Here is a 12,924-nt window from a genome sequence, read left to right on the forward strand (position 1 = left end):
TACCGTCAGCCGGCTTCCCGGCGGGCGCGGGCCCGGCGCTTGCCCTCGTGCATGGCCTGCACCCGGGCGACCGGGATGGTCCGGCCCTCGGCGACCAGGTCGGCGGGGAGCGGCTGCGGGGCCGGCATCGCGGCGGCCCACGGGTCGGTGTCGGCCACCAGCGACGGCACCGTCCGGATGGTGAAGTCGGCCGGGGTGACCTCGGTCAGGTCGGCCCAGTCGACCGGGAAGGAGACCGGCATCCCGGGGCGTAGCCGTGGGCTGTACGTGGCGGCCACGGTCGCGCCGCCGGCCCGGGTGGCGTCCACGAACACCCGGCCGCCCCGGTCCTCCTTGATGTATGCGGTGGTGGCCAACGCGGGGTCGATCCGCTCGGCACGAGCGGCGAGCGCCCGGGTGGCGGCGGCCAGTTCCTCGGCGGTGGGGTCGCCCGTCACCGGGACGAAGACGTGCACGCCCTTGGCCCCGCTGGTCTTCACCGCCCCGGCCAGGCCGGCGCCGGCGAGGGCCTGGCGGACGAGCAGCGCGGCGGCGACGGCCGCGGCGAATCCGTCGCCCTCCGGCGGGTCGAGGTCGAGCACCAGGTGGGTCGGGCGGTGCAGGTCGGCGACGGTGGCCAGCGTCGGGTGGTACTCCACCGCCCGCTGGTTGGCGAACCAGAGCAGGGTGCGCCGGTCGTCGCAGAGGGCGTACGAGATCTCGCGGTGGGACGCCTCGGCCCAGACCGGCGCCCGGCGTACCCAGTCGGGTGTGTACCGGGGAAGGTTCTTCTGCATGAAGGGCGGTTGGCCCGGGCGGACCCGGATCACCGACAGCGGCCGGTCCCGCAGCTGGGGCAGGAGCCGGTCGCCGACCGCGTCCAGGTAGTCGACCAGGTCGCGCTTGGTCGCGTCGGTGATGTCGGACAGGGGCTGGTCCAGGTTGGTCAGGGCCACCCCGTCGCGGGTCTCGTCGGCCTCGCTCACCCGATCACCCTCCCGGCCTCGGCGTCGTCGGTCAACCGGACGCGGCGCTTCGACACGGGCCGGTTCGGCTGGCCGCCGTCGCCGGCCGGCGCATCGGCGTCGGGCAGCGGGCCGGCCGGGCGCCGGGGCAGCGTGGTCAGGGCTGTCAGCAACGCGGCGAGCACCAGGACGGCGGCCACGGCGAACGCGACCCGGTAGCCGGCGGCCAGCGCCTCGGACTGGGCGGACCCGCCGGCCCGCAGGACGTCGGCGCGGGCGGCGGCGAGGGTGGCCAGCGCGGCCAGTCCGACCGCCCCGCCGACCTGCTGGGTGGTGTTGGCCAGCCCGGACGCGAGCCCGGCGTCGGCGTCGGTCGCGCCGACCATGGCCAGCGTGGTGACCGCCGGCAGCGTCAGGCCGCCGGCCACGCCGAAGATCACCATCGCGGGGAGCACGTCGGCGAGGTAGCCGCCGTCGGCGGGCAGCCGGGCGAGCAGCAGGAAGCCGACGATCGCCAGAGCGAGCCCGGCCAGCAGCACGGTCCGGGCGCCCCACCGGGCGATCAGCCGACCCGCCAGGCCGAGCGACACCACCGCGATCACCACCGGGGTGGGCAGGAACGCCCAGCCGGTGGCCGCCGCGTCCAGCCCGAGCACCAGTTGCAGCTCCACGGCGAGCAGGAACTGGAAGCCGAAGTACGCGGCCACCATGAGGAACTGCACGGCGTTGGCCGCGACCAGACCCGGGACGCGCAGCACCCGGCCCGGCAGCAGCGGCGTGGCCGCCACCCGCTGGCGTACGGCGAAGCCGGCGAGCAGCAGCGCCGCGAGCGCCGCCGCGCCGAGGGTCCGCGGGCTGGTCCAGCCGTGCTCACCGGTCCCCACGATGCCCAGCACGGCTGCCATCAGGCCGGCGGTGGCCAGCAGGGCGCCGGGCACGTCGAGGCCGGCCCGCAGGCCGATGCCCCGTTCGGCGGGGAGTTGGCGGACGGCGGCGAGCAGGATCGCCGCCCCGATCGGCAGGTTCACCAGGAAGATCGAACGCCAACCGGCCAGCTCGGTGAGCACCCCGCCGGCCACCGTGCCGATCGTGGCGCCGGCCGCTCCGGTGAAGCTGAACACGGCGATGGCGCGGGCCCGCTCGACCGACTCGGGATAGAGCCGGACGATCATGCCGAGGCTGACCGCCATGGCGAGCGCGCCGCCGACGCCCTGGCCGAAGCGCGCGCCGACGAGCAGGGCCGGCCCGGTGGCGGTCGCGCAGGCCAGCGAGGCCAGGGTGAACAGCACGACGCCGGCCAGGAAGACCCGGCGCCGGCCGAGCAGGTCGCCGAGGCGTCCGGCGAGCAGCAGCAGCCCGCCGAACGCGACCAGGTAGGCGTTGACCACCCAGGCCAGGCCGGCGCCGGTGAAGCCCAGGTCGCGTTGGACGGCGGGCAGCGCCACCGAGACGACGCTGCCGTCCAGGATGATCATCAGGCTGCCGGCGCAGAGCACGAGCAGGGCCGGCCAGCGGGCCGGGACGGTACGGTCCATCACATGCCTCCTTGGTGCACGCTTTGTTACTGACGTCATCGTCTGTGACCATGAGCCGGAGCGGAAGGAGGCACTGTGATGTCCCAGAGGAACAGCGATGTGTCCGCGCAGGTCGAGGCGGAGTTCACCTGCGCGGCCGGGACCGTGCCGTTCACCCCCGGGCAGGCTCGGGCGTGCACCGTCCGCGAGGTGCTCGACCGGGTCGGCGGCAAGTGGAGCATCGGCATCCTGGTGGCCGCGTCGAACGGCCCGGTGCGCTTCACCGAGCTGGAGCGGCACATCGAGGGCATCAGTCGCCGGATGCTCACGCTGACGCTGCGCAACCTGGAGCGTGACGGCCTGCTGCACCGCACGGTCTACCCGACCGTCCCGCCGAAGGTGGAGTACACGGCCACGCCGATGGCACTGGAGCTGTACGAGTCGCTGGTGGCGCTGACCAGCTGGGCCGAGCGGCACCGCCGGACCATCGCCGCGGCGCGGACCAGGTACGACGCCGAGCACGCGGGCTGAGCCAGGCCGCGTTGTGGTGAACGCCACCACGTTCGTCTGACCGATCGGTCAGGCTCTGACCGATCGGTCAGGCATGCTGGCCTGCGGAGGTGGACCAGTGATGGCCAGAGCGGTGTCCGAGACGCACGGCGAGATCCTCGCCGCGGCGGCCCGACGGTTCGCGGTGACCGGCTACCGGGGCACCTCGTTGCAGGACATCGCGGGCGAGGTCGGCTGCTCCAAGGCCACCGTGCTCTACCACTTCGCCAACAAGGAGGCCCTGCTCGCCGAGCTGATGGCTCCGGCGATCGGGGTGCTGCGCGACCTCGACGACCAGCTCACCGGCCTGACCGGCACGGCCGCCCAGGAGGTCGCGGCGCAGGGCTTCGTCGACCTCGCGGTCCGGTTCCGGCGGGAGATCGCGGTCCTCCGCGGCGAGTTCCCCGAGCTGCTGTGCCAGCCGGCCTTCGCGCACATCCAGCAGATCTCCGACCGGCTGCGCGACGCCTTGGCCGGCCACTCCGACCGGCCGGCCGCCCGGATCGCCGCGCTGGTGCTCCTCGCCGGCATCTCCGAGGCGTGCGCCGAGTTCGTCGACATCCCCGACGACGAGTTGCGCCCCGCCCTGCTCACCCTCGTCCGGCGGGCCGTCGAACCCGTCGACGCACCCCTGCCCCAACCACCCACGACCGAGGACAAGGACTCCTGATGGCCACCCTGCTCTACCGGCTCGGCCGGGGCGCGTTGCGCCGGCGACGGCTCGTCGTCGCGCTCTGGCTCGTCGTACTCGTTGGCGCCGGCATCGCCGCGGCGACCCTGCGCGGCCCGACGGCGAGCAACTTCACCATGCCGGGCACCGAGAGCCAGCGTGCGCTCGACCTGCTGGCGGAGCAGTTCCCCGCGGCCAGTGGCGCCACCGGCACCATCGCGGTCAAGGCGCCGGCGGACGGCCAGCTGGCCAGCCCCGAGGGCCAGGCCGTGGTGCGGGGGCTCGTCCAGCAGGCGTCGACGCTGCCCGGCGTGGTCGGCGCCGTCGACCCGTTCCAGGTCGGCGCGGTCTCGCCCAACGGGCGGTACGCGCTGGTCCAGGTCCAGTTCGCCACCGGCGCGGACGAGGTCACCGACGACCAGAAGGCCGCGTACGAAAAGGTCGGCTCGTCGGTCGAGGCGCAGGGCTGGCAGGTCGCCCCGGGCGGTGAGGTGCTGGGCGGTGAGCCCGAGGTGGGCTCCACCGAGGCGCTCGGCGTCCTGGTCGCCGCGATCGTCCTGATCATCACCTTCGGGTCGCTGGTGGCCGCCGGGATGACCATGCTCAACGCGCTGATCGGCGTGGGCGCCGGCATGGCCGGCCTGTTCGCGCTCAGCGGTGTCGTCCAACTGACCAGCACCGCGCCAATCCTGGCACTGATGCTCGGCCTCGCCGTCGGCATCGACTACTCGCTGTTCATCACCTCCCGGCACCGGCAGAACCTGCTCGACGGCCTGCCGCCGGAGGAGGCGGTCGGCCGGGCGGTCGGTACCGCCGGCTCCGCCGTGGTCTTCGCCGGCGCGACCGTGGTCATCGCGCTGGCCGGACTGGCCGTGGTGGACATCCCGTTCCTCACCGTGATGGGTCTCGCGGCGGCCGGCACGGTCACCGTCGCCGTCCTCGTCGCCATCACCCTCCAGCCGGCGCTGCTCGGCTTCGCCGGCCGTCGGGTGCTCCCCCGCCGGCTGCGCGCGCTCCCCACCGACGGCACGATCGCCGCCGACGCCCCGTCGGGCGACCGAGCGGACGTCGGCACCGCACCGGCCGAGGACAAGTCCGGGTTCGGCTTCCGCTGGGCCCGGTTCGTGACCCGGTTCCGCGTACCCGTCATCCTGGTCGGCCTGCTCGGCCTGGGCCTGCTCGCGCTGCCCACGCCGGACATGCGGCTGGCCCTGCCGGACGCCTCGACGGCCGCCGTCGGCTCGCCGGCCCGGGTGTCGAGTGACCTGATCACCGAGGGCTTCGGTCCGGGCTTCACCGGCCGGCTCGCGGTGGTCGTCGCCGGTGATACGCCGCAGGCCACGTCGGCCGCCGTACCGCAGGTCACCGCCCTGCTCCAGCGCACCGAGAACGTCCTGGCGGTGGCACCGCCGCAGCTCAGCCCGGACGGCCGCACCGCGCTGCTCGGGGTGGTGCCGAAGACCGGCCCGACCGACGAGGCGACCGAGACCCTGGTGCACGACGTCCGCGACTCGGTGGGCGGAATCCGGAACGCCGACGTGCTGCTCACCGGTGCCACGGCGATCGGCATCGACGTCTCCGAGAAGCTCTCCGACGCCCTGCCGGTCTATCTGCTGCTCGTCGTCGGGCTCTCCGTGCTGCTGCTGATGCTGGTGTTCCGTTCCCTGCTGGTGCCGGTCAAGGCCGCGCTGGGCTTCCTGCTCACCGTCGCCGCCACGTTCGGCATCACGGTGGCGGTCTTCCAGCAGGGCCACCTCGCCGACCTGGTCGGCCTGGACACGCCCAGCCCGCTGATCAGCTTCCTGCCCATCCTGCTCATCGGCATCCTGTTCGGCCTCGCGATGGACTACGAGGTGTTCCTGGTGTCCCGGATGCGGGAGGACTTCGTCCACGGTGAGACCGCCCAGCAGGCCACCATCAGCGGCATGGGGCACGGCGCCCGGGTGGTCACCGCCGCCGCGCTGATCATGATGTCGGTCTTCGGGGGCTTCGTCTTCCTGGAGGACCCGGTGATCAAGTCGATGGGCTTCGCGCTCGCCGTCGGCGTGGCCATCGACGCCTTCGTGGTCCGGATGACGATCGTCCCCGCGGTGATGTCCCTGCTCGGCTCGCGCGCCTGGTGGCTGCCGAACTGGCTGTCCCGCGCCCTGCCGAACGTCGACATCGAAGGCGAAGGCCTCCGCACCCATCTGCAGGACCGCACCCCAACCCGGGTCTAACCCCTCGCCCTTCGCGGTCGATCATGGAGTTGTGGTGCCTGTTGTGCCCCGATCCGGGGCCTTCGTCCAGCACCACAACTCCATGATCGACGCGGGTCGGGCCGCTCAGACTCCGGCCGGGTACGTCTCCATCTCGCCGGGGACCGCCGGGACCTGCAGCGGGTGCAGGGCCGCCGTCTCGTCGCACCAGATGAAGGCGTCGTAGCGTTCGCCGAGGCGGGTGGGCACGTAGTTGCCCCAGGACTCGAACGACGGGTCGTAGACCACCCCGATCGCCCGGTGGTCCGCCGTTCCGGTGACCCACTCCGGCTGATCGTCGCCGCCGAAGACCAGCACCGCCCGCTCCGGCATCAACTCGTGCAGCCTGCGCTCCACCGAGCCCTCCCGGGCCGGCGGCACGACCATCGCCTCGGACGGCGAGCCCCACCGGGGCGCGGCGATCGCCGTGCCCCGGTAGCTGCCGAAGCCGACAAGCGTCACCGCGTCGTCGCCGTACCGCTCCCGGGCCAACTGACCAATGTTGACCATCCCGTCGGCGGCCATGTCGGTGGCCCGCGCGTCCCCCACGTGCGTGTTGTGCGCCCAGACGATCCCGCGGGCGTCCGGGCCGTACCGATCCAGCAGCCGGTCCAGCGTGTCCTGCATGTGCGTGTCCCGGATGTTCCACGAATCAGGGCCACCGGCCACCATCGCCCGGTAGTAGCGCTCCGCGCCGGCCACCACCTCCGCGTTCTGCCAGGCCGAGAAGCGGTCCGGGCCGTCCGACATGGCCTGTTCCCGGGTACGGGCCAACAGCCGGACGACCTCCTCCTCACAGCGGGCCGACACGAACCGGCTGGCCGCGCCGTACTCCTCGACCCGCTTGCCGTACGGCTCGAAGCACCGGTACGCGTCCTGCGCCGCCTCCAACGAGGTCGGATCCTCCTCGCCCAGATAGTCGAAGATCGCCTGCATGGACTCCCACAGGCTGTACACGTCGAGACCGTGGAACCCGGCTCGTTGACCGTCCGGCCGCTCCAGGTTCCACGCCCGCAGCCAGCGGCAGAACCGGGCCACCTCGGCGTTCGCCCACATCCAGGTCGGCCACCGCTCGAAGTGCTCCAACGCCGTCTGCGGATCGAGGGCACCGCCCGGCGCGCCGGTGACCGAGCGGTGCACCCGGTCGCAGTCCGGCCAGTCGCCCTCCACCGCCACGAACGAGAAGCCGCACTCCGCGATGAGCCGACGGGTGAGCTGCTCGCGCAGCCGGTAGTAGTCGTAGCTGCCGTGCGTCGACTCGCCGATCATCACCACCCGGGCGTCCCGGGCGCGCTCCAGCAACGGATCAAAGTCGCTCGGTGCGCCGAGCCGCTGAACCAGCATGCCAGCGGCTACCCGGCGGCCGCGCCGACAAACCGTCGGCGCGCCGCCCGCCGACACGCCGGACCGGTGTACGGGTGCGGCGAGCGGGTAGCCGGCCGGCATGACGGTCACCGGGGTGCAGTTGCAGGAGTACCTGGCCGGGCTCGACTACCCGGTCTCCCGCGAGGACCTGGTCCGCTGGGGTCAGGAGAACGGGGCCAGCACGGCCATGTTGCAGATGTTGCAGGCGTTGCCGGCGGAGCAGTTCGACTCACCGGACGAGCTGAACGCCGCGCTGACCACCCTCGCCTGACGGCCCGGTTCACCGCGCGTGCAGCAGCCGGAACAGCACCAACCACTGTTCCGGCCAGACGTACCCCACCGGGGTGTCCGCCGCGATCCGCGTCGCCCGCAGGGCGGCCGCGACCCGGGCCGGCGGGTGGTGCCGGCGCAGGCTCGCGGCGAGGGAACCGCCGACGCCCTCGAAACCCCACCCCACGAGCCTTTGGTACGCCGGCAGCGCCGCCGCCGACAGCAGCGGCTCCGGGCGCCGCTCGATGCGCAGGATCCCGGCGTCGACCGCCGGCACCGGCCGGAATGCGGTACGCGGCACCCGCCCCGCCAACCGCCACTCGACCTCCGGCCAGGTCTGCACGGTGAGCCGGGTCCACCGGCCGTAGTCGCCGCTGCGCCGACGGGCGTACTCCAGTTGGGTGAGCAGGGTCGCCGAACGCAGCCGGGGCGCGGCCAGGCACCAGCGCACCACGGCGGCGGTCAGCGACCACGGGATGTTGCCGACCACCGCGAACGGCTCCGGTGGAGGTTCCGCGGCGAGGAAGTCGGCCTGCCGATGCTCGACGTTGGGCAGGGCCGCACAGACGGCGGCCAGTTCCCGGTTGGCGGCCGGGTCCACCTCGTACGCCGTGAGTCGCCCGCCGCGGGCGGCGAGCGGCCGGGTCAGCTGGCCGCGGCCGGCGCCGACCTCCAGCAGGAGCCCGGCCGGGTCGGGGTCGGCGACGCGGACCAGCCGGGCCACGGCGGCCCGGTCGGTGAGGAAGTTCTGGCTGAGTACGCGACGGGACCGGTCGCGTTCGGTCGGTCGGAGGTTGCGGGGCGCCACGGGTCGTCGTCCTGTCTGTCGCCGCTCGGCGACGGGCTGGACAGGCAGCCGGGATTCCGGGCCTGTCCGAGTGGATCGGGACTCGGACGGCCCTGGACGATGGCGCGGGTACGCGAGACGACGAGGCGACAGCCTCGTGCCGTTGCAGACGATCAGCGATGGTGGGGCGACGCCCCAACGTCACCGCGAAGGTGAACCGATCAGCGGCGGAATGCGTCCCAGCCGGCCAGGGCCGGACGCCGGACTCGCGGACGGGACACCAGCAGGGCACCCCAGGCGGCCGGCGCACCGGCCCCCTCGATCAGGGCATGCGTGAACATGCCCCCCACCCTACCGACCCCCAAACCCCCACCCCACCCATTTCCTCACCCACCCCGCACTGCCCCACCCCGCACTGCCTCGGCCCGCACTGCCTCGGCCCGCTCTGCCTCGGTGATCAAGAGGTGTGCGTCATGCGGCACGGCGTGTCGTGACGCAAACCTCTTGATCACCACGGTGGGTGGGTGGGGGGTTCGGGGTTACGGGAGGGGGACGGTTCGGGATTCGGTGCGGGCGGTTTCGGCGGCGGCGATGATGGTGACCACCTCGCGGCCGAAGCGGACGTCGCAGCGGTGGTCGCGGGTGCCGGCGCGTACCTGCTCGGCGAGTTGGTCGATCGCGACACCGAACGCCGTGGCCGCGTCGTTCTCGCCGTACGGGACGGTCTCGATGCCGTTCTCGCCGTAGAACACGAACTCGCGGGTCATCGACTCCTGCGGCGCGTCCAGGGAGAGCGAGGCGGCGCTGGTGGCACCGCCCTCGTGGGTGAGCAGCAGGTGGACCATGCCGCTCGGTCCGTCCATCGCCGCCACCCGGGTCACCCGCCCCAGCACCGGCAGCAGGATGGAGAGCGCGTGCGGGGCGATGTCCCAGAGCGCGCCGTGCTCCCGACGCCACAACGAACCGCCGTACGGGCTGCCGTCCTGGAAGATCGACGCGAAGGCGGTGGTCCGCCCGTGCTGCCAACCCCCGGCGGCGGAGGTGGCGGCGAGGAACGCGGTGACGTTCGGCTGGAACCGCTGCGTGAAGAAGACCACCGAGGCGACCCCGGACGCCTCGGCGGCGGCGACCACCCGGTCGGCGTCGGCGACGCTGAGCGCCAGCGGCTTGTCCAGCAGCAGGTGCCGGCCTGCGGACGCGGCCCGCACGGCGATGTCGGCCTGGATGTCCGGCGGCAGCGCCACGGCCACCGCCGCACACTGCTCGATCAGCGCGTCGACGTCGGCGTACGCGGGCACCCCGTACCGCTCGGCCAGCGCGGAGGCCCGCTCCGGGTTGCGCCCCCACACGCCGACCAGTTCCGCGTCCGGGTGGGCGTGCAACGCCTTCCCGTGGGTCTCGATCGCCCAGTGACCGGTGCCGAACAAACCGAACCGCAGCACGTGTACCTCCGCTTTTTCCCCGCACCGCGGCAACGCCACGGACGTGATCCACGCTAGTCGCCCCGCTGGTCACACCGGCGGCGGGTCGCCAACCTCGCATGATCGCGCTCGAACCTGGATCGAGTGCCCTCGTCCACGCATCGAAGGCCCTGTTTCCTGGATCGAGCACGATCTTGAGGCGGGACACCGGGGCGCCGCGGGGCGCGCGGGCACGGCGCGGGCGAGGCAGCGTGACCCGGTTACTACAGCGGTTAGTAGGCTGTGCCGGTGACCGAGGCAACGACCGGGTGGGTCCGGTGACCAGCGTGGGCACCGATTCGCCGGTGGACGGGATCGTCGCGACCGTGCCGATCGTGCTGTCGCTGCTCGTGGCGGTGTGGGCGCTGGTGGCGGCGGTACGCCATCGGCCGCCGGACCGGGTGCAGGTCGTCGGTCTGGCCGTACTGGAAGTGGCGTTGCTCGTGCTGAGCGTCCTGGCGCTGGTGGCGGTGGGCGGCGGGGATCGTCCCGGCGAGCCGGGCGCATTCTTCGGCTACCTGGTCACGCTGATCTGCCTGCCGCCGCTGGCCTGGGTGCTGGCCCGGATGGAGCCGACCCGCTGGGGCTCGGCGATCGTGTGCGCGGTCTGCCTGGTGACTCCGGTGGTGGTGGTCCGGTTGCAGCAGACCTGGGAGGTGCTCGGTGGTTGAGGCGGGACCGGCGCGGCGGCGTACGAACTCCGGGCCGGGTCGACTGCTGATCGCCGTCTACCTGCTCTTCGCCATCGCGGCGACGAGTCGGGCGGGCCTGCAGATCGCCACCAAGTTCGACGAGGCGCCGGTGGCGTACCTGCTCTCCGCGCTGGCCGCGCTCATCTACATCGTGGCGGCGGTGGGGCTGGCCCGGGCCGGGCACACCGGCCGGCGGGTGGCCTTGGCCTGCTGTTCGGTGGAGCTGGTCGGCGTGGTCGCGGTCGGCGTCCTGAGCGTGGTCGACCGGGAGCTGTTCCCCGACGAGACGGTCTGGTCGCAGTTCGGCAGCGGGTACGGCTACATTCCGCTGGTGCTGCCGGTGCTCGGCCTGCTCTGGTTGTGGCGCACCCGCCACGACCACGCCTGACCCCTCGGTCAGCCCCGCGGGCCACCGGCGACGTAGATGACCTGACCGGAGACGAAGCCCGCCCCCTCGCTCACCAGGAACGAGATGGTGTGCGCGACGTCCTCCGGCCGGCCCGGTCGGCGTACCGGGATCTCGGCGGCGGCGTGCTTCTGGAGGTCCTCGAAGTCGACCTTCATGCGGGCGGCGGTGGCCGCGGTCATGTCGGTGACGATGAAGCCGGGTGCGACCGCGTTGGCGGTCACCCCGAACGGCCCCAGCTCGATGGCGAGCGTCTTGGTGAAGCCCTGCAGGCCGGCCTTGGCGGCGGCGTAGTTCGCCTGACCCCGGTTGCCCAGGGCGGAGGTGCTGGACAGGTTGACGATCCGCCCCCACCTGCGGTCCACCATGTGCTTCTGGGTGGCCTGGCTGAACAGGAACGCGCCGCGCAGGTGCACACCCAGGACGGTGTCCCAGTCCGCGTTGGTCATCTTGAACAGCAGGTTGTCGCGGAGCACACCGGCGTTGTTGACCAGCACGGTGGGCGCGCCCAGGTCGGCGGCGACGCGCTCCACGGCCGCCTCGACCTGCTCCCGGTCGGACACGTCGGCGCCCACACCCAGCGCCCGGCCGCCGGCGGCGGCGATGGCGTCCACCGTCTCCTTGGTGGCGGCCTCCTCGATGTCGACCACGGCGACGGCCATCCCGTCGGCGGCCAGCCGTCGGGCGGTGGCCGCACCGATACCGCGTGCGGCTCCGGTGACGATGGCGACGCGGGGCTCCTCCGACATGATTACCTCCGGGTAACGTGGGGTCGATCGGAGGAGCTTAACGTCACCAGGCCGACCCTCGGCATAGGCGAATCCACCGGTATCCGTGGCCGGCGACCTTCACCGCGCCGAGCTTGCCCAACTCGCCGTAGCCCCGATCGGCGAGCACGTCGATCGGCAGGTCGGCCTCCGGCTCAAGACTGCTCAGGTCCACCTCGACGTCGTCGGTGCCCAGGTTGTGCACGAAGACCATCGTCCCGGTCGGCCCGTCCGCCCGGTGCGTCAGCACGCCGGGCGGCACCGGCACGTCGATGTGGGTGGTCGAGCCGGAGCCGATCTCCGGTGCCTCGCGCAGCGTACGGATCATGCGCTCGAACCAGGCGAGCAGCGACTTCGAGTCGCTCCGCTGGGCGGTGACGTTGACGTTCTGGTAGCCGAACTCACCCTTGTCGATCACCGGGCGGATCAGCTTCTCATCCTCCGCCGTGGAGAAGCCGGCGTTCGGCTGGTACGACCACTGCATCGGGGTACGGATCGCCTCGCGACCGGGCAGCGACAGGTCCTCGCCCATCCCGATCTCCTCGCCGTAGCGCAGCACCGGAGTGCCCCGCATCGAGAACTGCAGGGCGTACGCCAACTCGATGCGCCGCCGGTCGTTGCCGAGCATCGGGGCCAGCCGGCGGCGGATGCCCCGGTCGTAGATGCGCATGTTCTCGTCCGAGCCGAACTGCGCGTACACCTGGTTGCGCTGTTCGGTCGTCAACCGGGACAGGTCGATCTCGTCGTGGTTCCGCAGGAACGTGGCCCACTGCCCGCCGACCGGAAGCTTCGGGGTGTCGCGCAGCGCCTCGATCAGCGACTCCGGGTCCTGGGGTGTTGGCAAGAACCGCGACACCAGGGGCCAAAAAGATGATCTAGGCGTGAGGGCTGTCGGGGGTGCTGGACGTCGGAATGATCTCCGGCTGCGAAACGTCCTTTGATGAGTCTTGGGGACCTGGTTGAGCACTGGACGTTGGTCGGTGCTGAGCAGGATCTGGTCGCGGCAAAGCACCGCGATACGCAGCTCGGCTTTGCGCTGTTGCTGAAGTTCTACGGCCGGTTCGACCGGTTCCCGCGCGGCATTGTTTGGGAGTGTCCGGTTTTATCATGGTTTGTTAGATGCCGTAGACGGCGCGAAGGTGGCCTCGCTGCGTATTTTGCCGCTCGGCGGGCCTGTAGGGAGATCTGTGTAACGGAATATGTCGAATTTCCGTTAAGGCCGGTGGAGTCCGGCTAGCACAGATAGGACCGAGTGGATGAGTT

The 12,924-nt window shown here is 72.4% G+C and carries 12 protein-coding genes and 2 pseudogenes; 7 read left to right on the forward strand and 7 right to left on the reverse strand.

Going from position 1 to position 12,924, the window contains the following annotated elements; all coding sequences use genetic code 11:
* Positions 1 to 5: 5 nt before the first annotated feature.
* Together AB0H52_RS22955 and AB0H52_RS22960 are read right to left on the reverse strand one after the other, a co-directional pair.
* Positions 6 to 965: an ATP-dependent DNA ligase gene (locus AB0H52_RS22955; RefSeq protein ID WP_151492740.1), complete on the reverse strand. Its 960-nt coding sequence runs from the start codon at positions 963 to 965 to the stop codon at positions 6 to 8.
* Positions 962 to 2,479 carry an MFS transporter gene (locus AB0H52_RS22960; RefSeq protein ID WP_151492739.1) on the reverse strand — a complete coding sequence of 506 codons (1,518 nt, stop codon included), beginning with the start codon at positions 2,477 to 2,479 and terminating at the stop codon, positions 962 to 964. Before AB0H52_RS22960 ends, AB0H52_RS22955 begins: the two co-directional genes overlap by 4 nt.
* Positions 2,480 to 2,554: 75 nt before the next feature.
* Here AB0H52_RS22960 and AB0H52_RS22965 point away from each other — a divergent pair, with 75 nt between their 5' ends.
* The 3 genes from AB0H52_RS22965 to AB0H52_RS22975 all read left to right on the forward strand — a co-directional run bounded on the left by AB0H52_RS22965 (position 2,555) and on the right by AB0H52_RS22975 (position 5,896).
* Entirely contained in the window at positions 2,555 to 2,989 is a 435-nt protein-coding gene (locus tag AB0H52_RS22965) for a helix-turn-helix domain-containing protein (protein ID WP_225854795.1), read from the forward strand.
* A gap of 100 nt (positions 2,990 to 3,089) precedes the next feature.
* On the forward strand, positions 3,090 to 3,677 hold the full coding sequence (locus AB0H52_RS22970) for a TetR/AcrR family transcriptional regulator (protein WP_151492738.1): 588 nt from the start codon (positions 3,090 to 3,092) through the stop codon (positions 3,675 to 3,677).
* Positions 3,677 to 5,896, forward strand: coding sequence for an MMPL family transporter (locus tag AB0H52_RS22975; protein WP_278126685.1), 2,220 nt, complete (start codon positions 3,677 to 3,679; stop codon positions 5,894 to 5,896). Before AB0H52_RS22970 ends, AB0H52_RS22975 begins: the two co-directional genes overlap by 1 nt.
* Before the next feature lie 105 nt (positions 5,897 to 6,001).
* On the opposite strand, the gene AB0H52_RS22980 is transcribed toward AB0H52_RS22975, so the two are convergent.
* Positions 6,002 to 7,258 carry an erythromycin esterase family protein gene (locus AB0H52_RS22980; RefSeq protein ID WP_357949847.1) on the reverse strand — a complete coding sequence of 419 codons (1,257 nt, stop codon included), beginning with the start codon at positions 7,256 to 7,258 and terminating at the stop codon, positions 6,002 to 6,004.
* Between the two features lie 100 nt (positions 7,259 to 7,358).
* On the opposite strand from AB0H52_RS22980, the gene AB0H52_RS22985 reads away from it, so the two are divergent.
* Positions 7,359 to 7,550, forward strand: a complete 192-nt coding sequence (locus AB0H52_RS22985; protein ID WP_151492735.1) for a DUF2795 domain-containing protein — start codon at positions 7,359 to 7,361, stop codon at positions 7,548 to 7,550.
* Positions 7,551 to 7,559: 9 nt separating this feature from the next.
* Here AB0H52_RS22985 and erm read toward each other — a convergent pair whose 3' ends face one another.
* Positions 7,560 to 8,357 (reverse strand): ErmE/ErmH/ErmO/ErmR family 23S rRNA (adenine(2058)-N(6))-methyltransferase, encoded by a 798-nt coding sequence (erm, locus tag AB0H52_RS22990; protein WP_357949850.1) that lies wholly within the window; start codon positions 8,355 to 8,357, stop codon positions 7,560 to 7,562.
* A gap of 518 nt (positions 8,358 to 8,875) precedes the next feature.
* A complete protein-coding gene (locus AB0H52_RS22995) occupies positions 8,876 to 9,778 on the reverse strand; it encodes a Gfo/Idh/MocA family oxidoreductase (protein ID WP_357949853.1) in 903 nt (300 codons plus the stop codon).
* Positions 9,779 to 10,039: 261 nt separating this feature from the next.
* On the opposite strand from AB0H52_RS22995, the pseudogene AB0H52_RS23000 reads away from it, so the two are divergent.
* Both AB0H52_RS23000 and AB0H52_RS23005 read left to right on the forward strand, forming a co-directional pair.
* Positions 10,040 to 10,467: pseudogene (locus AB0H52_RS23000) on the forward strand (hypothetical protein).
* A complete protein-coding gene (locus AB0H52_RS23005; protein ID WP_151493208.1) occupies positions 10,460 to 10,876 on the forward strand; it encodes a hypothetical protein in 417 nt (138 codons plus the stop codon). Before AB0H52_RS23000 ends, AB0H52_RS23005 begins: the two are co-directional and overlap by 8 nt.
* Positions 10,877 to 10,884: 8 nt before the next feature.
* Here the strand turns inward: AB0H52_RS23005 and fabG are convergent, their stop codons facing one another.
* Positions 10,885 to 11,643 carry a 3-oxoacyl-ACP reductase FabG gene (fabG, locus tag AB0H52_RS23010; protein ID WP_151493207.1) on the reverse strand — a complete coding sequence of 253 codons (759 nt, stop codon included), beginning with the start codon at positions 11,641 to 11,643 and terminating at the stop codon, positions 10,885 to 10,887.
* A 43-nt stretch (positions 11,644 to 11,686) separates the two neighbouring features.
* Positions 11,687 to 12,493: pseudogene (locus tag AB0H52_RS23015) on the reverse strand (trehalose synthase); the annotation flags it as partial.
* A 108-nt stretch (positions 12,494 to 12,601) separates the two neighbouring features.
* On the opposite strand from AB0H52_RS23015, the gene AB0H52_RS23020 reads away from it, so the two are divergent.
* Positions 12,602 to 12,898, forward strand: coding sequence for a hypothetical protein (locus tag AB0H52_RS23020; RefSeq protein WP_357949856.1), 297 nt, complete (start codon positions 12,602 to 12,604; stop codon positions 12,896 to 12,898).
* Positions 12,899 to 12,924: the final 26 nt, after the last annotated feature.

Origin of the sequence: Micromonospora sp. NPDC050695, assembly GCF_040654415.1 — a bacterium.
Taxonomy (GTDB): domain Bacteria; phylum Actinomycetota; class Actinomycetes; order Mycobacteriales; family Micromonosporaceae; genus Micromonospora.

Bases quoted from the DNA above. Each gene is read 5' to 3' on its own strand.
- AB0H52_RS22975 (WP_278126685.1), top strand. From the start codon at position 3,677: ATGGCCACCCTGCTCTACCGGCTCGGCCGGGGCGCGTTGCGCCGGCGA.
- AB0H52_RS22960 (WP_151492739.1), bottom strand. From the start codon at position 2,479: ATGGACCGTACCGTCCCGGCCCGCTGGCCGGCCCTGCTCGTGCTCTGC.
- AB0H52_RS22980 (WP_357949847.1), bottom strand. From the start codon at position 7,258: ATGCTGGTTCAGCGGCTCGGCGCACCGAGCGACTTTGATCCGTTGCTG.
- AB0H52_RS22970 (WP_151492738.1), top strand. From the start codon at position 3,090: ATGGCCAGAGCGGTGTCCGAGACGCACGGCGAGATCCTCGCCGCGGCG.
- AB0H52_RS22985 (WP_151492735.1), top strand. From the start codon at position 7,359: ATGACGGTCACCGGGGTGCAGTTGCAGGAGTACCTGGCCGGGCTCGAC.
- fabG (WP_151493207.1), bottom strand. From the start codon at position 11,643: ATGTCGGAGGAGCCCCGCGTCGCCATCGTCACCGGAGCCGCACGCGGT.
- AB0H52_RS23020 (WP_357949856.1), top strand. From the start codon at position 12,602: ATGAGTCTTGGGGACCTGGTTGAGCACTGGACGTTGGTCGGTGCTGAG.